Source organism: Lichenicoccus sp. (assembly GCF_965277665.1).
Classification (GTDB): Bacteria; Pseudomonadota; Alphaproteobacteria; order Acetobacterales; family Acetobacteraceae; genus Lichenicoccus.
Window position 1 is genome coordinate 3,757,725 of record NZ_OZ255835.1, and the last position, 15,743, is coordinate 3,773,467.

Here is a 15,743-nt window from a genome sequence, read left to right on the forward strand (position 1 = left end):
CGAACACCCGGTCTTTCAAACGACAAGCGGAGCATGATCGGTCGGATCATGCGCTGCTAGGCGTCGTAGTTCTTTTCGAGGGGTTCAACAAAGGCAGTGATGAACTCGTCGATCAAGCCCTGCTGGGATGTGCGGAGATCAAACCGCTTCCTGTTTTCATGCCAGAACTGCGTGTTCGCCATGCCAATGGCTGCCAGCATGTACGCCAGGCTCTTGGCACGCAGCCGCCCTTGCCGCGTCTTCGGACAGAACTGGAGAAAGAGCTCCTCGACCACGTTCTCCCACTCGCGGCGCATGGTTGCGAGAAGGTGCACGCACTCGGGCTCAGTGATCATTATTTCAAATAAAAGAGAGCGCTCAGTCAAATCGAGGAATGACGTCTCGGTAACGCCGCGAACGCCGTCGCTTAGCGTCCGATGCGCGCGCGACCCGACGCGTTCGGCAAGTTCAGAAACAACCGCGCGCTCTCTGTGCAACAGGATAGCGTCCTTACTGCCGAAATAGCGCACGATGGTCGCAATCGAGGTCTCCGCAGCGTCGGCGATGTCTTTCAGCGTGGTGTTTGAATAGCCCCCTGCCAGGAACAGCCGTGTCGCCTCATCAAGAATGGTTTGGCGCGCGCGTAAATGCTTGCGCTCTCGAAGGGAAGGCTGGAGCGGAGAGGAGCCGTCGCCAGCGATGGCGGGCAGGGAGCGGCGAGGCATCGACTGGTCCGGTTTTGTGGATCGCCATTATAGCGTGCCAGTGCCGCTCGCAAAGTCTCGCGCGACCGCTGAGCGCAGGTCAGGGGATGAAAAATAATCGATCGCTGTCATCGCCATGGCCTTGGCGCCGTCGAGCGCGGCACCTTCGCCCGTCCTAGAAGCCGAACAACGGGCGAAACAGGGAGTATGGGGTGAAACCATCTCACCCGACGTGATCGCGATAGTGGGGTGGATGGAGGGTGTGACGTAGCTCACGTTTCCCATGTCTGTGCTGCCGCGCGCACTCACAGGAACTTCCGAGACTTCTCTAAACGAGCGCCCCAGCGTCTCGGCGTTCGCTCGATAGGTCCGGGCCAGGGCGCCGTTGCTTCGCAAATCAAGATACGGACGTTCCCACCAGTCGAGATCCACGCTCGCCCCGGCGGCCATGGCGCCTGCGTTGAGGCACAAGCCCACCCGCGCGGCCAACGCTTCAAGTCCGGCCTCATCCCCAGCCCGCACGAAGAAGGTAGCCTCGGCCCGTTCGGGCACTATATTTGGAGCCGCACCGCCGTAATTTATAATGCCATGCACCCTCTCGTACGGCGTGATGTGCTGGCGCAGCTGCGCAATGTTTTGGTAGGCGCTGACGCATGCATCAAGCGCGTTCACCCCTTTCTCCGGCGATACTGAAGCGTGCGAAGCCTTGCCCCGAAAAGTCGCCTTGACCGCCGTGAAGGCGAGCGCAGGCATGGCCTCCAAATCGACCGCGGCAGGGTGCACCATCATCGCTGCGTCGACGCCGGCGAACGCGCCGCGCGCAACCATCACCGCCTTGCCGGCGCCGAACTCTTCAGCAGGGGTTCCCAGGTAGCGCACTCGGCCGCCAAAGGCGCCGACCTTGGCAAGTCCCAAAGCTGCCCCCAAGCCCATGGCCGCGATCAGATTGTGCCCGCATGCATGGCCCAACTCTGGCAAGGCATCATATTCAGACAGAATAGCAACAACAGGTCCGGTTTCGCCGAAGTCGCACCGGAAGCAAGTTTCAAGATCGTACGCCTGGCGTTCCGGCACAAAGCCATGCCGCTCCAGTACGCAGCACAACAAATCCGCCGCGTATCGCTCCTCGAAAGCCAGCTCGGGCTGCGAGTGGATTTTCCGCGCCACATCGACGAGCTCCGGGCCGAGCTCGTCAATCACCCTGGCGACCTTGATCTTCAGGTCTTGCATCGCTGCACTCCGACAGTGGACAGGCTTTGTCAGTTGTATATCATTCTCAGAATCACTCAAGGGGAGACCTCCATGCGGATCGCTGTGAACGGAGTGCAACTTTACTTCGACGTGGAGGGCGCAGGCCTCGTCGCGGCGGGTCCGGCCATGCGGGAGCGGCCGACCCTGCTCCTTTTGCACGGCGGTCCCGGCGCTGACCACGCGACCTACAAGCCCTTCATGTCGCCGTTCGTCGAGCACGCGCAGGTGATATATCTTGATCACCGCGGCAATGGCCGCAGCGACGAAAGCACGCCGGATGATTGGACGCTGTCTCAATGGGCCGACGACGTCGCCGGTTTTCTCGACGCACTCGACATCCGCAAACCCTACGTGCTGGGCGCCTCTTTCGGCGGTTTTGTCGCGCAAGCCTTCGCCGCCGCTTACCCTGAGCGTGTGTCTAAGCTTGGCTTGGTTTGCACGGCACCGCGCACGGATGCCGAACTCTCCGCTCAGATGTTCGCCGAGTTGGGCGGTGCGGAAATCGGTGAGATCGCGCGTCGACACTTATCGCAGACTGGCGGCCCCGAGACCGAGGCGGAGTTCATGCGCCGATGCCTACCGTATTATTGCCTGGGTGAGTTCGACCGGATCGCCTTGGGGCGTTCCATTGATCGTCCAGAGGTGCGGCGGCACTTCTTCCGCCGCGGCGGGGAGTGGCACACCATGGATTTCCGCTCCGTTCTGGCGCGAGTTGAGTGCCCCACGTTGGTGCTGCACGGCGATCGCGATCCTATCCTGCCGCTGCCTTTGGCCCGGGAGCTTCACGCTGCGATTCGGCCGGGCCTCTCGCGGTTGCACATCGTGGAAAACGCTGGACATATCTGCACCGTAGATAAACCCAATGAGTGGCTCGCGGCGCTGGAGACGTTCCTCTTCAAAACCGAGTAGCATTGTTGTAAGACCCTGCGAAGCTAGGACGCCTCGCTCAAAGCACGGTTTGCGGCGCGGGATGCCGTGTCTTGAGTCTGTGGCAACAGGTGCTCAATCCTCCGCAATAGTAGCGGTGCGAGCAGGTTGCCAGGTATCGCCACTGCGCTGAGCGCAAGCGCTAGCCCGTGCGGGCCGGTGAAGACGTGGTCAGACAGCGCTCCGACGAGCGGTGGCGTTACTGCAGTCGAACCGATGAGGATCAACGTCTCAAGCGAGATAAGCCGGCCGCGCAGGTGGTTCGGTGCCACAGCCATAAGTAGGCTCGGTGCAACGGTGATCCCGACATAGACAGACCCTATGAAGCCGGTGATCGTTGTCGCAAGGAGCATCGGAGAATTCGCGAACGGTATGATCAGGACTGTGAGAGCCGCCAGAATGACCGCGGTCTTGAGCACAATCAAGGGCGCTGTGGCTTCGTAACGCCGGCTAAGCAGGGATAGAAGGACGGTCCCGACTGCGAGGCCTGACAGCGATCCTAGTCCGAATATGGCGCCTAGCCACTCGCCAGCCTGACCGGCGCTGAAGGCAAAGGCTCGCGTGAACGTGCTCGGAATCCAGAAGATCATCGACGCCATACCAAACTGCGACAGCACGATCGCACCCACAAGGCGTCCCAGCAGCAGTCGTTTCTCAACGAGGAAACCGACAAACGACCCTGGCGTCTGCGCACCGACCAAAACCTCGCTCTCCTGTCGCCGCCCGGGCTCCCGCGAGGCCGCCAGTGCGACAACGAGAGCAAAGCCCGGAAGCGCCGCGGCGACGAAAGCCACTCGCCATGCCGGCAACATCCAGAGGGCGCCGGTGTGAGCAGCGATCGCCACATCAAGGGCTCTGATCAAGGCTCCGGAGATGGCGGTTGCGGCGCTCGCGCCTGCAAGTGTGCCGATCAGAAATATCGAGACCACCAGTGCTCGACGCTTCGGCGAATAGAGATCTGCGATGAGCGAGAAGGCGGAGGGGTAGACCGCTGCTTCCGCAATACCAACACCAACTCGGCAGGAAAACAATTGCCAGAACTCATGAGCGAGGCCGGTGAGCACCGTGAAGACGCTCCACATCCCGGCGGCGCACATCAAGAGCTTCACTCGATCTATCTTGTCGACTAGCGGCCCGACAAATAGCAGCGCTATCGCCGTACTCAGGTTAAGAGCGAGGCCCTGGAGAACGCCCAAGCTCGCGTCCGACAAGCCGAAGGAAGCCTTGACCCTGGAGGCAAGCAAAGCGAGCAATGCCTGATCCGCGTAGGCGAACACCGCCGCGAGCATCAGGAACGCAAGGAGCATATGAGCCCGCAAACGTAACGGCGGCCTCGTCCTGTAGGCTTTCCCGAATGGACGTTTCAACTTCCCTACCCTCACGCTTGTCCTCTCGCTCTGCAGACACGTTCAATTGCGATAAGTGACGAACTTCACGGAAAGGAAAGCGAAAGCATGTGTTTCTTTAGCGCTCAGTCGTGTGCCCGACGTGATGCTAGAACCTCGAGCTTAGCTCAACGCCAACCGTTCGCGGGGTGAAGACAGCCGCGTTTTGTAGGCCGGTTCCGTTGGAGGAGGAGTTCCAAGTCAGATCGTCGGTCGGCGTGATGACGTTGGAGCAGTTCTTGCAGTAGAGGGTGACCGAGTACTTCTTGTTCTCCATGCCAAGCTGGAAGTCGATCATTGTAAAGGCTGGGAGAGGCGTTCGGAAAATGCCGGGATGAAAATCACCGAGGCGATCACCGTTGAACCGAACCGCAGCGCTGCCAAACCCAGACCAATCGGCGGATACCGGTTGCTCGTATTGTACGCTCCCGCTCGTCTGCCAGCGCGGTACGAGGGGTAGGATGTCGCCCTGTTGGGCCCCGACGCTGACACCCTCAGGCGTCACCGATGCCAGGCTCGCGTAGGTGTAGTCACCGTCCCATTTGAAGGTCAACCCGTGACGAGGAACGTAGGCGAGGTCCCATTCGAACCCGCGGCTATGCGCGTCGCCTACGCTGGCAATCGATGCGAACCCGTCAATAATCACTGACGACTGGATCGTGTGCCAGTCGATGTCAAAGGCGTCAACCTGATAGGTGAGATGATTGCCGAAGAGCCTTCCCTTGAGGCCCGCTTCGTAGTCAACCGTCGTCTCGGCAGCGTATGTGCTGGGCAGAAAAGTCGCCGTCGGACTGCGCTCGTTCGGACCACCGGGGCTAAACCCGCTTGCCACTCGGGTATAGAACATGTTCCTTGGCGTAAAATGCCAGCTCGCTTCCAAAGAAAACGTGGCCACGCGCTCATTGGTCGTTGTGAACGGGATCGACTGCCCTGCCCCAAAGGGCCCATAGGCGTTTTCAACAACGGTCCCGTGGATCGCGCTATAGCGGCCGCCCGCGGAGATGTCGAAGGTCGGCAGAATATGGTAGTCGATGTCACCGAAGCCTGCGTACTCCGCGTAGGTCGTCGGAGCGTTTTCCGTGAGCAGGTTGTCTGGCGGAAGGAACGACGTCAGACCTTGGTTTGTCGCCGCGCTGATTGGAAAGCCGAGTTGCTCCAAGATTGAACTTTCGTGGTTGAAGTAGCCCCCAAACTGCCACGCCACTTTCTGCCACTCGGGAGAGGCGAGGCGCAGCTCCTGGGTGTACATGTTTGCCGCCCGATAGTCATTGACCCCGATCCCGTAAGTCCCCGGGGTGGCAAGTTGAGTATTCAGGGCGGATGTAGTAGTCGCACCGAGCGGGCCTGTGTAGTCCCAGATGCCACTGGTGACGAAGCGTGCGTAACTCGAGGTGGATGTGACGGTGAACGGACCAGCGTCCCATCGAACATTGAGGCTCGCAACTGCGTTCAAGGTGTGGCCCGGCTGGTCGATATAGTTGTTAAGCACCAGGGGTCCTGCGGGGCACGCCACCGCCGAAGAGCACGCGCTGGTGGCGGTCGGGTACGGTCTACCAGTAGCCCCGTTGACGTATTCGGAGGAGAAGTCGCCGTATTGCCTATTCTGAACGAGCCCACTGAGGCGGACCGTGAGGTTCGAAAGTGGCTCCCATAACAGAGAGGCACGGCCACCATAGGTCTGCGTATCGTTGATCCCGGTCTCATGGAGATAGTCATTGTCAATAAAACCTGGGGCATAGGTGTCGTAGCCGACAAGGCGCAGTGCCAAATTGTCAGCAAGTGGAATATTCACCATTCCATGTACATCGCCACCCGGGGTGTTCCCGTTGTAGACGCCGCTGGCCCCGACAAGGAGACTGCCCTCAAACTTGGACGGATCTGGCGCATTGGTCACGTACTTCAACAGTCCGCCGAGCGCATCTGCGCCGTAAAGTGTGCCTTGCGGTCCCTTCAGCACCTCAACCCGTTGCAGATCATAGGTGTCGAGGTTGGGCGCCGCCCCGAAGGATCCGGCGAGCGGCCCTTCCACGGAGTAGGGCGTGTCGTCGATGTAGATTGCTGCAGAGGGGCTGGTCGAGGCGGAGCCACTTGAGAGGCCACGGATGATGAGCTGCGATCCGATTAAGCCGGTGTCGGTGACCTGTACACCTGGAATTGTATCAGCGTAGTCTTCGAAGTGCGTTTGCTCATGGCTGGTAAGATCCGCACCGGTGATTGCGGTGATCGCAATCGGCACGTTGAGCTCCGTCTGGGTGCGTTTCTCGGCGGTTACCACAATCTCTTGACCGGCCGAGGTATCGCCGGCGTTCGATGCCGGCACCCCAGGACCGCTGGACGTTCCGCCTTGCGATGGTGCGGATTGAGCATAAACCGGACGTGCGGTGGCGGCAGCGGTCACGCAGATAAGTCCCGCGTAAAGCAGTCTGGCCCTGGCCAGTCTGACGGCGGGCTCGCTCCGGCCCGCCATCGCGACGCAAGCGAACTCCCGATCTCCAGCTTTCCTCACTGCCATCGTCACCCCTTCGAAGTAGAGTTCAGTCTTTCAGTCGCTCTGGTTGAAGCGATTGAATAGGTTAGAGCCTAACCGTGCTTAAACTTTCGTACAATCCAAACTTTCGCTCTAGTATCGGAACGAAATGTCTTGCTAGCCATTTGCGGGCGTCGGCTCATAACGCTCGGATACCCTACCAACCGACTATGTCGGTGCATCTGCCGCCAGCCGTACGATCGTTTGAGTTGGTCGGCGTCCAACTCCCTATTTCGACCGGCGTTCGGCTACTAGACGGAACAGGCCCCGCATCGCTGCGCACTCCAGAAACGGATAACCGTGCTCTTTCGTATATCATTCCCAGAATATCTCAAGTGGCATTTCGATGCGGATCGCCGTGACAGAAATGCATCTTGCGCTGACCTGGAGGGCGCGGGGCTCGTGCCGGATGGCTCGGCCATCTGGGAGCGGTCGCCCTGGCCTCTTTTGCACGGCCGTCCCGGCGCCGACCACGAGACCGATGAGCCCTTCATGGCGCCGTTTGCCGAGCACGCGCACCGGTCGGCCAAAGCCAAGGCGCTGTTCGAATCTGATCGCCCCACCGGGAACACGCCGCGACTTCACTGATTCCTAGAACGTCGTTCAGCGGCCGGAAGTCTGAGACCGGTTCGGTGCCCGCCCAGCCAGGAGCGAATGGCCTCTCAGGCCTGCGCCATCTCCAGCATGATCGCCCCATCCTGCATCACGGTCAGCGGATACGTGGTGATGCTGCAATCGGTGTTGACCCCGGCCCCGGTGCGCAGGTCGTAGATACGGTCGTGCAGCGGGCACATGACGGTGTGGGTGCCGGTCAGCCCGTCGGCGAGCGGGCCCTGACGGTGCGGGCAGTCCGGCTGGGTGGCGAACACGCCGGCCCGGGTATGGAACACCGCGAGATGCATGCCCGCCGCCTCGACCAGCCGCCCTTCGCCTTCGGGGATGTCGGAGAGGTGGGCGATCCTGATCGGGGCCGGCATCACTTGGCTCCGCCCGTCAGCAGCAGGCCGCTGAACTGGTTCGCGGTGCGCGGACGCATCGCCTCCTGCCAGGGGTCGTAGGCGGCATCGACGGAACGCTGCATGGCGGCGTCCAGCGCCTCCACGATGCCGTCGCTGTCGTCGACCACCACCGCGCGCAGCCGCTCGATGCCGACGCGCTCGACGAAGCTGTAGGTGCGCTCCTTCCATTTCGCGGTCTCGCGGTAGTACTGCATGAACCGCGCGGTGATCCGCATCACCTCGTCCTCGCCATCCACGGTGCACAGCACGTCGCCTTTGCGGATATGCGCTCCGGCGGCGCCGCCGACATAGATCTCCCACCTGTCACTGCCGATCGCGACCGCGCCGATATCCTTGACCATCGCCTCGGAGCAGTTGCGCGGGCAGCCGGCGGTGGCGAGCTTCAGCTTGGCCGGGCTGTCGACGCCGCGGAACCGGCGCTCGATCTTCGTCGCCAGTCCCATGCTGTCGCCGAGCCCGAAGCGGCAGAACTCGGTGCCGATGCAGCTCTTGCAGGTGCGGTAGCTCTTGCCGTACGCGTGCCCGGACGGCATGCCGAGATCGGCCCACACCTTCGGCAGGTCCTCCTTGCAGACGCCGACCAGGTCGATGCGCTGGCCACCGGTGAGCTTGACCAGCGGCACGTTGTATTTCTTCGCCACCTCGGCGATGCGGATCAGGTCGTCCGGCGTGGTGACGCCGCCGGGCATTTCCGGAACCACCGAGAAGGTGCCGTCCTTCTGGATGTTGGCGTGCACGCGATCGTTGATGAAGCGCGCGTCACGCTCGTCCTCGTAGTCTCCCGCCCACAGCGTGACCAGCAGCGAGGCGAGCGCCGGCTTGCTGGCCGCATCCTCGACGCCGCCTGCCAGGGCCCGGAACACCGAGGAGACCGAGCGCAGGCCCTGCCCGCGCACCGCTTCCACCAGTTCCGGCTTGGTCATCGGGATGCAGGGCACGTAGTAGTGGACCTGCGGGTCCTCCTCGACCGCGCCGCCGGCGAACCACGCCACCACCTCGCCGACCAGGCTCTTGCAGGAGCCGCAGCCCATGCCGGCGCGGGTCGCATCCATCACCGCCCTGGTGGTCTTGCGGCCGGACTTCACGCAGGCGCCGATCGCCTCCTTGGTGACGCCGTTGCAGTTGCAGACCTGCTGGTCGCCTTGCATCTCATCGAGTGTGACCTTCTGCGACGGCGTGCCGAGGTCGAACAGCAGCCCGAGCCGTTCGTCCGGCAGCGGGCTGTCGCGGTCGAACGCCTGCATCAAATAGGCCGCCTTGGAGATGTCGCCCATCAGGATGCCGCCGACCAGGCGCCCGTCGCGCACGATCAGTTTCTTGTAGGTGCCGCGGCCCGGCTCGCTGAACTGGATCACCTCGTCGCGCGCCTCGGCCGGCTCGGTGATGCCCATCGAGGCGAGCTCGACGCCCATCACCTTGAGCTTGGTGGCGAGCTTGGAGCCGTGATAGGCCGCGTCCAGGTTGTGGTCGGTGACGTGATCGGCAAACACGCGGGCCTGCTCCCACAGCGGCGCCACCAGTCCGTACACCTTGCCGCGATGCTGCGCGCATTCGCCGACCACGAAGATGCGGCGGTCGTCCAGGCAGCGCATGGTGTTGTCCACCACGATGGCGCGCTCCACCGTCAGCCCGGCGCGCTGCGCGATCTCGATGTTCGGGCGGATGCCGGCCGACACCACCAGCATGTCGCAGGCCAGGGTGTCCCCATCCTTGAAGCGCAGCCCGGTGATGCGGCCATTGCCCATGTCTCCCTCGGTAAGGAGGGCCTCGGTACTTTTGCCGAGATGGATGGTGACGCCCATCTCCTCCATCTGGCGGCGCAGGATGGCGCTGCCCTGGGTGTCGAGCTGGGCGTTCATCAGGTGCCTGGACAGATGGATGACATGCACCGCGCAGCCATGGTTGAGGAGTCCGCGCGCCGCTTCCAGCCCGAGCAGGCCGCCGCCGATCACCGCCGCGACCTTGCTGCGTTTCGCGGTTGCCATGATGCCGTTGCAGTCGTCGATCGAGCGGAACCCGAACACGCCTTTGCGGAGGTCGTGTGTCTCGTCGCGTATGTTTTCGATCGGCGGGATGAAGGCGCGGCTGCCGGTGGCGATCAGCAGCACGTCGTAATGCGCCTTCACACCCGCTTGCGACATCACCACCCGGGCAGCGCGGTCGATCTCGGTGACCGGCGAGCCGCTATGCAGGGTGATCGCGTTGTCGGCGTACCAGTCGAGCGGATTGATGGTGATCTCGCTGCCGTCCTGCGCCCCGCTGAGCACGTTCGACAGCATGATGCGGTTGTAGTTGCCATACGGTTCGTCGCCGAACATGGTGATGTCGAACATGTCGCCGCCGCCGCGTGCGAGCACCTCCTCCACCGCCCTCGCACCGGCCATGCCGTTGCCGATGACCACCAGCCTCTGTCGCGTCATCGAAACGTCCCCCATCAGATTTCCATCAGGCCCATGTCGAGCACGAGTGTGCCGGTGACGCCCTCGGGAGCGGCGATGCGCATCTCGAGCACCGTCTCGGGAAACAGATCCTCGACCACCGCGAGCGGCACGTGCTGGCCGGACTTGGCGCCGAGCGGGAACAGGCGCATCGGCTTGCCGTCGCGCAGCAGCACCAGGCTCACCATCTCGGCCGCGGAATTGCCGGCGCGCAGATAGACCAGTTGCGAGCGCTTGTCGGCCGGCACGCGATAGGCCTCCAGCCCCGCGAGCCCCACCGGGCTGCCATACCCGGCACCGGTGAAGGCAAAGATGCCGGTGATGATCCTGGGGGTGCTCTCGATCATGGTCGTGTTGTCCTTACGATGGTCACGCGGATGCCAGTTGTACGGCGCAGATTTTGTATTCCGGGATCTTCGAATTCGGGTCGACAGCGTCGTTGGTCAGCAGGTTGGCGTTCGACGCGCCGCCCCAGTGGAACGGCACGAAGATGGTGTCGCGCCGGATGTCCGGTGTCAGCCGCGCCTTGAAGCGCCCCTCGCCGCGTCGCGTGGTCAGCAGGGCCATGCCGCCCTGCGCGATCCCGGCCTGCCGCGCGGTGTCGGGATGGATCTCCGCGAACGCCTCCGGTTCGGCGGCGACCAGCTCCGGCACCCGTCGGGTCTGCGCGCCGGTCTGGTAGTGGCTGAGCACCCGGCCGGTGGTGAGGTAGAGCGGGTAGCGCGCATCCGGCTCCTCGGCGGACGCGCGGCGCTGCACCGCGTGGAAGCGGGCGCGGCCATCCTCGTGCGCGAAGCGCTGCAGGTAGGGGCGGCGGCTGTCGCATTGCGTCTCGTCCGGGCAGGGCCAGAACACGCCCTGCTCGCGGTCGATGCGCTCCAGGCTGATCCCCGCATAGTCCGCCGGTCCGCCGCTCGACGCACGGCGGAGTTCGTCGAACACGATCTCCGGATCGCTGGACGGGATGTGGCGGCCCTGGCCGAGCCGGGCGGCGAGGTCGGCCATGATGTCGAGGTCGCTGCGCACACCCGGCGGCGGCGCGCTGGCCTGGCGTCGGCGCAGCACGCGGCCTTCGAGATTGGTCATGGTGCCGCTCTCCTCGGCCCATTGCGTCACCGGCAGCACGATGTCGGCGAGCGACGAGGTCTCGGACAGGAACTGGTCGCAGGCGACGAACAGCGGCAGTTCGGCGAGCCGCTTCGCCAGCATGCCGGTATCGGGTGCCGACAGCAGCACGTTGCAGGCCATCAGCAGCAGCCCCTGGATGCCGCCCTCCTGGCCGAGCGCATCCAGGATGCCGACGGCCGGCAGTCCGGGCTGCGGCAGGCTTTCGGGCGCCACACCCCAAACCGCTGCCACCTCGGCGCGATGCTGCGGATTGGCGAGCTGGCGATAGCCGGGCAGCTGGTCGTTCTTCTGGCCGTGCTCGCGGCCGCCCTGGCCGTTGCCCTGCCCGGTCAGGCAGCCCCAGCCGCAATGCAGGCGCCCGGCCTGTCCGAGTGCCAGGGCCATGTTGATGAAGGCGAGCGCGTTCTGCACCCCCTGGCTCTGCTGCTCGGCGCCGCGCCCGGACAGGATGATCGCCGTCGCCGCCTCGCCCAGCATGTGCGCGGCGCGCTCGATCTGCAGCGCCGGCACCCCGGTCTCGCGCTCGACCCGGTCCGGCCAGTACGAGGCCACCGTCCGTCGGACCGCCTCCCAGCCGGTGGTGCGGGTGGCGATGAAGTGCGCATCGATCAGCTTGTCGCGCACCGCCACGTGCAGCAGCCCGTTGGCGAGCGACGCATCGGTGCCCGGGGTGAGCTGCAGGTGCAGGTCGGCGAGCTTCGCGGTGGCGGTGCGGCGCGGGTCGCTCACGATCAGCCGGCCGCCGCGGTCCCGCTGCGCCTCGAAATACTGCATGATCGGCGGCATGGTCTCGGCCGGGTTGCCGCCCGCGATCAGGATCGTCTCGGCGCCGGGAATATCCTCGAGCGGAAACGGCAATCCGCGATCGAGCCCGAACGCACGCAGGCCGGCGACCGCGGCCGACGCCATGCAGAAGCGGCCGTTATAGTCGATATTGGCGGTGCCGAGCACGACACGCGCGAACTTGCCGAGCAGGTAGGCCTTCTCGTTGGTCAGGCCGCCACCGCCGAACACCGCGATGCTGTCGCGGCCGTGTGCCGCTTGCAGCAGCCGGATCCCGCCGGCGATCCGGTCCAGCGCCTCGTCCCATGACGCCGGACGCAGGGGCTGCCCCTTGCGGTCGCGCAGCATCGGTGTGGTCAGGCGTTCGGGATGGGTGAGCAGGCTGCCCGCGGTCCAGCCCTTGCGGCACAGGCCGCCCTTGTTGGTCGGGAAGTCGCGCGCCTGCGCGGTGAACACGCCGTCGCCTGCGCGCTCGAGCGTCATGCCGCATTGCAGCGCGCAATACGGGCAGTGCGTCTCGGTGCGGGTGACGGTCAGCGCGTCCATGCCCGCGCTACACCTGGGCCACATCCACGCTCGCACCCCAGGTGGTGCGCCAGCGCGACTTCACGCTGGTCAGGCCGAGCAGCGCCAGCAGGGCCAGGCCGGCAAAGATCAGGAAGCCGGCGCCATACGAACCGGTATGCTGGCGCGCGAAGCCGAGCGAGGAGGCGAGGAAGAAGCCGCCGACGCCGCCGGTCATGCCGACCAGCCCGGTCATCACGCCGATCTCGCGGCGGAAGCGCTGCGGCACCAGCTGGAACACCGCGCCGTTGCCCATGCCGAACGCAAGCATGCTGACCACGAACACCGCGAGCGCCATCCAGAACAGCGGCAACCCGATCGAGACGATGACGAGGGCAGCCGCCGCGATCATGTACATGATTGTCAGGGCACGGATGCCGCCGATGCGGTCGGCCAGCGCGCCTCCCACCGGGCGCACCATGCTGCCCGCGAACACGCAGGCGGCGGTGCAGTAGCCGGCGGCGATCGCGCTCAGCCCGTACTGGCCGTTGAAGTAGATGGTGAGCGACGAGGCGAGGCCGGAGAAGCCGCCGAAGGTCACACCGTAGAACAGCATGAACCACCAGGCATCGCCATGACCCAGAACGGTGGCATAGTCCGCCAGATGCTTCGGCGGCGGCGGCGAGGGTGCGTTGCGGGCGAAGGCGAGGTAGGTCACGAACGCGATCGCGACCGGCACTGCGGCGATCACGAACACCGTGGCGATGCCCAGATGCGCCGCCAGGGTGGGCGCGAACAGGGCGGCGAGCACGGTGCCGGAATTGCCGGCGCCGGCGATCCCCAGGACGATGCCCTGGTACTCCGGCGGGTACCAGCGCGAGGCCAGTGGGAGGGCCACCGCGAACGAGGCACCGGCGACGCCGAGCAGCAGCCCCAGGATCAGCATCTCGCCATAGGAGTGGATGCCGATCAGCCAGGTGGCGACCAGGGTGGCGAGCACGATGCACTGGGTGATGATGCCGGTCAGGCGCGGCCTGAGGCGGTCCACCAGCACCCCGAACAGCACGCGCAGCACGGCACCCGAAAGGATCGGCAGCGCCACCATCAGCCCCTTCTGGCCGGCGGTGAGGTGCAGCAGCCTGGAGAGTTGCACCCCGAGCGGGCCGAGCAGCGCCCAGACCATGAACGCCATGTCGAAATAGAAGAAGGCGCAGAGCAATGTCGGGGTATGGCCGGCTTTCAGGAACGCCCGGTTGATCATCAGAACGCCTCGCTGGCGACACCCGGTTGCAGCTTCAGACGGCTGACATTGCACCTTTGCCTTGCGGAATGGACGAGAGACTTCTGAAAAATGAGAATCTGCCTTGAAAGTAGGCTTGATGATGAAACTGCAGGCAGGATTTTGTAGCGACATTGGCAAGCGAACGCGCAACGAGGATTACGTGGCGGTATCGCCCGCGAGGCTGCTGCAGGATCCGAGCCATGCCGCCGGATCCGATGCGGTTCCGGTCGCGGTCGCCGTCGTCGCGGACGGGCTCGGCGGCCATCGCGGCGGACGGGTCGCCGCCGAACTGGCGGTCCGCCTGTTCCTCGACGGCTTCGGCTCGCAGAACCCGGCCCTCGGCATGCGCCATGCGCTCGGGCGCTCGATCGACCCGGTGAATCGCTGGATCCATGCCATCGGCCGGGTCGATGCCGAACTGGAGGGCATGGCCTGCACCTTCACCGCGCTGGTGCTGCGCGGCCGGCAGGCCTTCGTGGTGAATGTCGGCGACAGCCGGCTGTATCGCCGGCGGGCGCCGAGCCTGCAGCGCCTGACCAGCGACGACGTACTGCCCGGCGCCGGGCGCTCGCACATCCTGACCCGGGCGATCGGCCTGCAGCCGGACCTCGCCGTCGGCTGCGAGGCGGTGCCGGCGCAGGACGGCGACCGCTACCTGCTGTGCAGCGACGGCGTGCACGGCGCGCTCCGCGACCGCGACATCGCCCGGCTGCTGGCGTCGGGAACGCCGGCGCAGGCGGCGTCGCTGCTGGTCCGCGCGGCCTCCGCGGCGGGCAGCACCGACAACCTGACCGCCTGCGTGCTCGACGTGCTGTCGCTGCCGCCGGCCGGCCAGGACGACCTCGCGGCGGCTCTCGTGGACCTGCCGTGCGTGCCCGACTTGCGCGAAGGCCAGTCCTTCGACGGCTTCAGGCTGGAACGCGCGCTGCCGTCCGGGCGCGACACCCGGGTGTTCGTGGCGCGCGACACCCGGGCGGACGCGCCGGTCGTGCTCAAGCTGCCACGCCAGGCCGACCCGATGCTGCTGTCTGCACTGGCGCGCGAGGCCTGGATCGGCTCCGCGGTGCGCAGCCCGTGGCTGGGCGAGGTGATCGACCTGCCTGCGGAGCGGCGCAGCGCGCTGTATCTGGCGATGCCGTTCTATGCCGGCGAGACGCTGGAGCGCCGGCTACGCCGCGCGCCGCGGGTTTCGGCGCCGCAGGGCATCGGCATCGGCGTGCGGCTGTGCAAGGCGGTGGCAGGGCTGCATCGGGCCGGGGTGATCCATCGCGACATCAAGCCAGAGAACATCGTGCTGACCGAAGGCGGCGGCCTGCGGCTGATCGATTTCGGGGTGGCCCGGCTGCCGCAGCTGGAGGCGGATGCCGCGACCCCTGCCCTTGCCGCCGCCCCCGGGACCGCCAGCTTCCGGGCGCCGGAGATGCTGGCGGGCGAGGATGCGGGCAGCGTCGCCACCGACATCTACGCGCTCGGGGTGACGCTGTACCGGGCGTTCACCGGCGCCTATCCCTATGGCGAGATCGAGCCGTTCTCGCATCCGCACTTCGGGGTCCCGCAGCCATTGCTCAAGCTGCGGCCGGACCTGCCGCCCTGGCTCGACCGCGTGCTGCTGCAGGCGGTGGCCGTCGCACCCGCGCAGCGCTACGCCGATGCGATCGAGCTGCTGTTCGCCCTCGAGCACGGCGAGGCCGGCATGCAGGTGATCCCATCCGGGCGCGTGCCGGTATTCGCGCGCGATCCGCTGCGCGGCTGGCAGATCGTCAGCGCCGTGCTGGCGCTGGCGCTGCTGGCGTCGCTGGCACTCAGATGACAGATG

General features: G+C 65.1%; 11 protein-coding genes. 2 read left to right on the plus strand and 9 right to left on the minus strand.

What is annotated here, in order from left to right:
• Positions 1–56: 56 nt before the first annotated feature.
• Together ACQY4O_RS17600 and ACQY4O_RS17605 are read right to left on the minus strand one after the other, a co-directional pair.
• Positions 57–704, minus strand: a complete 648-nt coding sequence (locus ACQY4O_RS17600) for a TetR/AcrR family transcriptional regulator (protein ID WP_428377663.1) — start codon at positions 702–704, stop codon at positions 57–59.
• Positions 705–731: 27 nt separating this feature from the next.
• Positions 732–1,913 (minus strand): M20 family metallopeptidase, encoded by a 1,182-nt coding sequence (locus ACQY4O_RS17605; RefSeq protein ID WP_428377665.1) that lies wholly within the window; start codon positions 1,911–1,913, stop codon positions 732–734.
• Between the two features lie 72 nt (positions 1,914–1,985).
• Here ACQY4O_RS17605 and ACQY4O_RS17610 point away from each other — a divergent pair, with 72 nt between their 5' ends.
• Complete coding sequence (locus ACQY4O_RS17610) at positions 1,986–2,843, plus strand: alpha/beta fold hydrolase (protein ID WP_428377666.1); 858 nt, start codon at positions 1,986–1,988, stop codon at positions 2,841–2,843.
• A gap of 23 nt (positions 2,844–2,866) precedes the next feature.
• Here ACQY4O_RS17610 and ACQY4O_RS17615 read toward each other — a convergent pair whose 3' ends face one another.
• From ACQY4O_RS17615 to ACQY4O_RS17645, 7 genes are all read right to left on the minus strand, one after another.
• Positions 2,867–4,168 carry an MFS transporter gene (locus ACQY4O_RS17615; protein WP_428377667.1) on the minus strand — a complete coding sequence of 434 codons (1,302 nt, stop codon included), beginning with the start codon at positions 4,166–4,168 and terminating at the stop codon, positions 2,867–2,869.
• Between the two features lie 187 nt (positions 4,169–4,355).
• Positions 4,356–6,644: a TonB-dependent receptor gene (locus ACQY4O_RS17620; protein WP_428377669.1), complete on the minus strand. Its 2,289-nt coding sequence runs from the start codon at positions 6,642–6,644 to the stop codon at positions 4,356–4,358.
• 791 nt (positions 6,645–7,435) lie between these two features.
• Positions 7,436–7,750, minus strand: a complete 315-nt coding sequence (locus ACQY4O_RS17625) for a Rieske (2Fe-2S) protein (protein ID WP_428377670.1) — start codon at positions 7,748–7,750, stop codon at positions 7,436–7,438.
• Positions 7,750–10,212, minus strand: coding sequence for a nitrite reductase large subunit NirB (gene nirB / locus ACQY4O_RS17630; protein WP_428377671.1), 2,463 nt, complete (start codon positions 10,210–10,212; stop codon positions 7,750–7,752). The genes ACQY4O_RS17625 and nirB overlap by 1 nt, the downstream gene beginning before the upstream one ends.
• Before the next feature lie 14 nt (positions 10,213–10,226).
• Positions 10,227–10,577 (minus strand): hypothetical protein, encoded by a 351-nt coding sequence (locus ACQY4O_RS17635; protein WP_428377673.1) that lies wholly within the window; start codon positions 10,575–10,577, stop codon positions 10,227–10,229.
• 22 nt (positions 10,578–10,599) lie between these two features.
• Complete coding sequence (locus ACQY4O_RS17640; protein ID WP_428377674.1) at positions 10,600–12,687, minus strand: molybdopterin oxidoreductase family protein; 2,088 nt, start codon at positions 12,685–12,687, stop codon at positions 10,600–10,602.
• A 7-nt stretch (positions 12,688–12,694) separates the two neighbouring features.
• Positions 12,695–13,906 (minus strand): nitrate/nitrite transporter, encoded by a 1,212-nt coding sequence (locus ACQY4O_RS17645; protein ID WP_428377675.1) that lies wholly within the window; start codon positions 13,904–13,906, stop codon positions 12,695–12,697.
• A 118-nt stretch (positions 13,907–14,024) separates the two neighbouring features.
• Between ACQY4O_RS17645 and ACQY4O_RS17650 the strand changes: the two genes are divergently transcribed.
• Positions 14,025–15,737, plus strand: a complete 1,713-nt coding sequence (locus ACQY4O_RS17650) for a bifunctional protein-serine/threonine kinase/phosphatase (protein ID WP_428377677.1) — start codon at positions 14,025–14,027, stop codon at positions 15,735–15,737.
• Positions 15,738–15,743: the final 6 nt, after the last annotated feature.

What these genes read in the sequence shown, in the direction of transcription:
- ACQY4O_RS17625 (WP_428377670.1), bottom strand. Translation starts at nt 7,750, where the DNA reads ATGCCGGCCCCGATCAGGATCGCCCACCTCTCCGACATCCCCGAAGGC.
- ACQY4O_RS17600 (WP_428377663.1), bottom strand. Translation starts at nt 704, where the DNA reads ATGCCTCGCCGCTCCCTGCCCGCCATCGCTGGCGACGGCTCCTCTCCG.
- ACQY4O_RS17635 (WP_428377673.1), bottom strand. Translation starts at nt 10,577, where the DNA reads ATGATCGAGAGCACCCCCAGGATCATCACCGGCATCTTTGCCTTCACC.
- ACQY4O_RS17605 (WP_428377665.1), bottom strand. Translation starts at nt 1,913, where the DNA reads ATGCAAGACCTGAAGATCAAGGTCGCCAGGGTGATTGACGAGCTCGGC.
- nirB (WP_428377671.1), bottom strand. Translation starts at nt 10,212, where the DNA reads ATGACGCGACAGAGGCTGGTGGTCATCGGCAACGGCATGGCCGGTGCG.
- ACQY4O_RS17645 (WP_428377675.1), bottom strand. Translation starts at nt 13,906, where the DNA reads ATGATCAACCGGGCGTTCCTGAAAGCCGGCCATACCCCGACATTGCTC.
- ACQY4O_RS17615 (WP_428377667.1), bottom strand. Translation starts at nt 4,168, where the DNA reads ATGCTCCTTGCGTTCCTGATGCTCGCGGCGGTGTTCGCCTACGCGGAT.
- ACQY4O_RS17640 (WP_428377674.1), bottom strand. Translation starts at nt 12,687, where the DNA reads ATGGACGCGCTGACCGTCACCCGCACCGAGACGCACTGCCCGTATTGC.
- ACQY4O_RS17610 (WP_428377666.1), top strand. Translation starts at nt 1,986, where the DNA reads ATGCGGATCGCTGTGAACGGAGTGCAACTTTACTTCGACGTGGAGGGC.
- ACQY4O_RS17650 (WP_428377677.1), top strand. Translation starts at nt 14,025, where the DNA reads ATGATGAAACTGCAGGCAGGATTTTGTAGCGACATTGGCAAGCGAACG.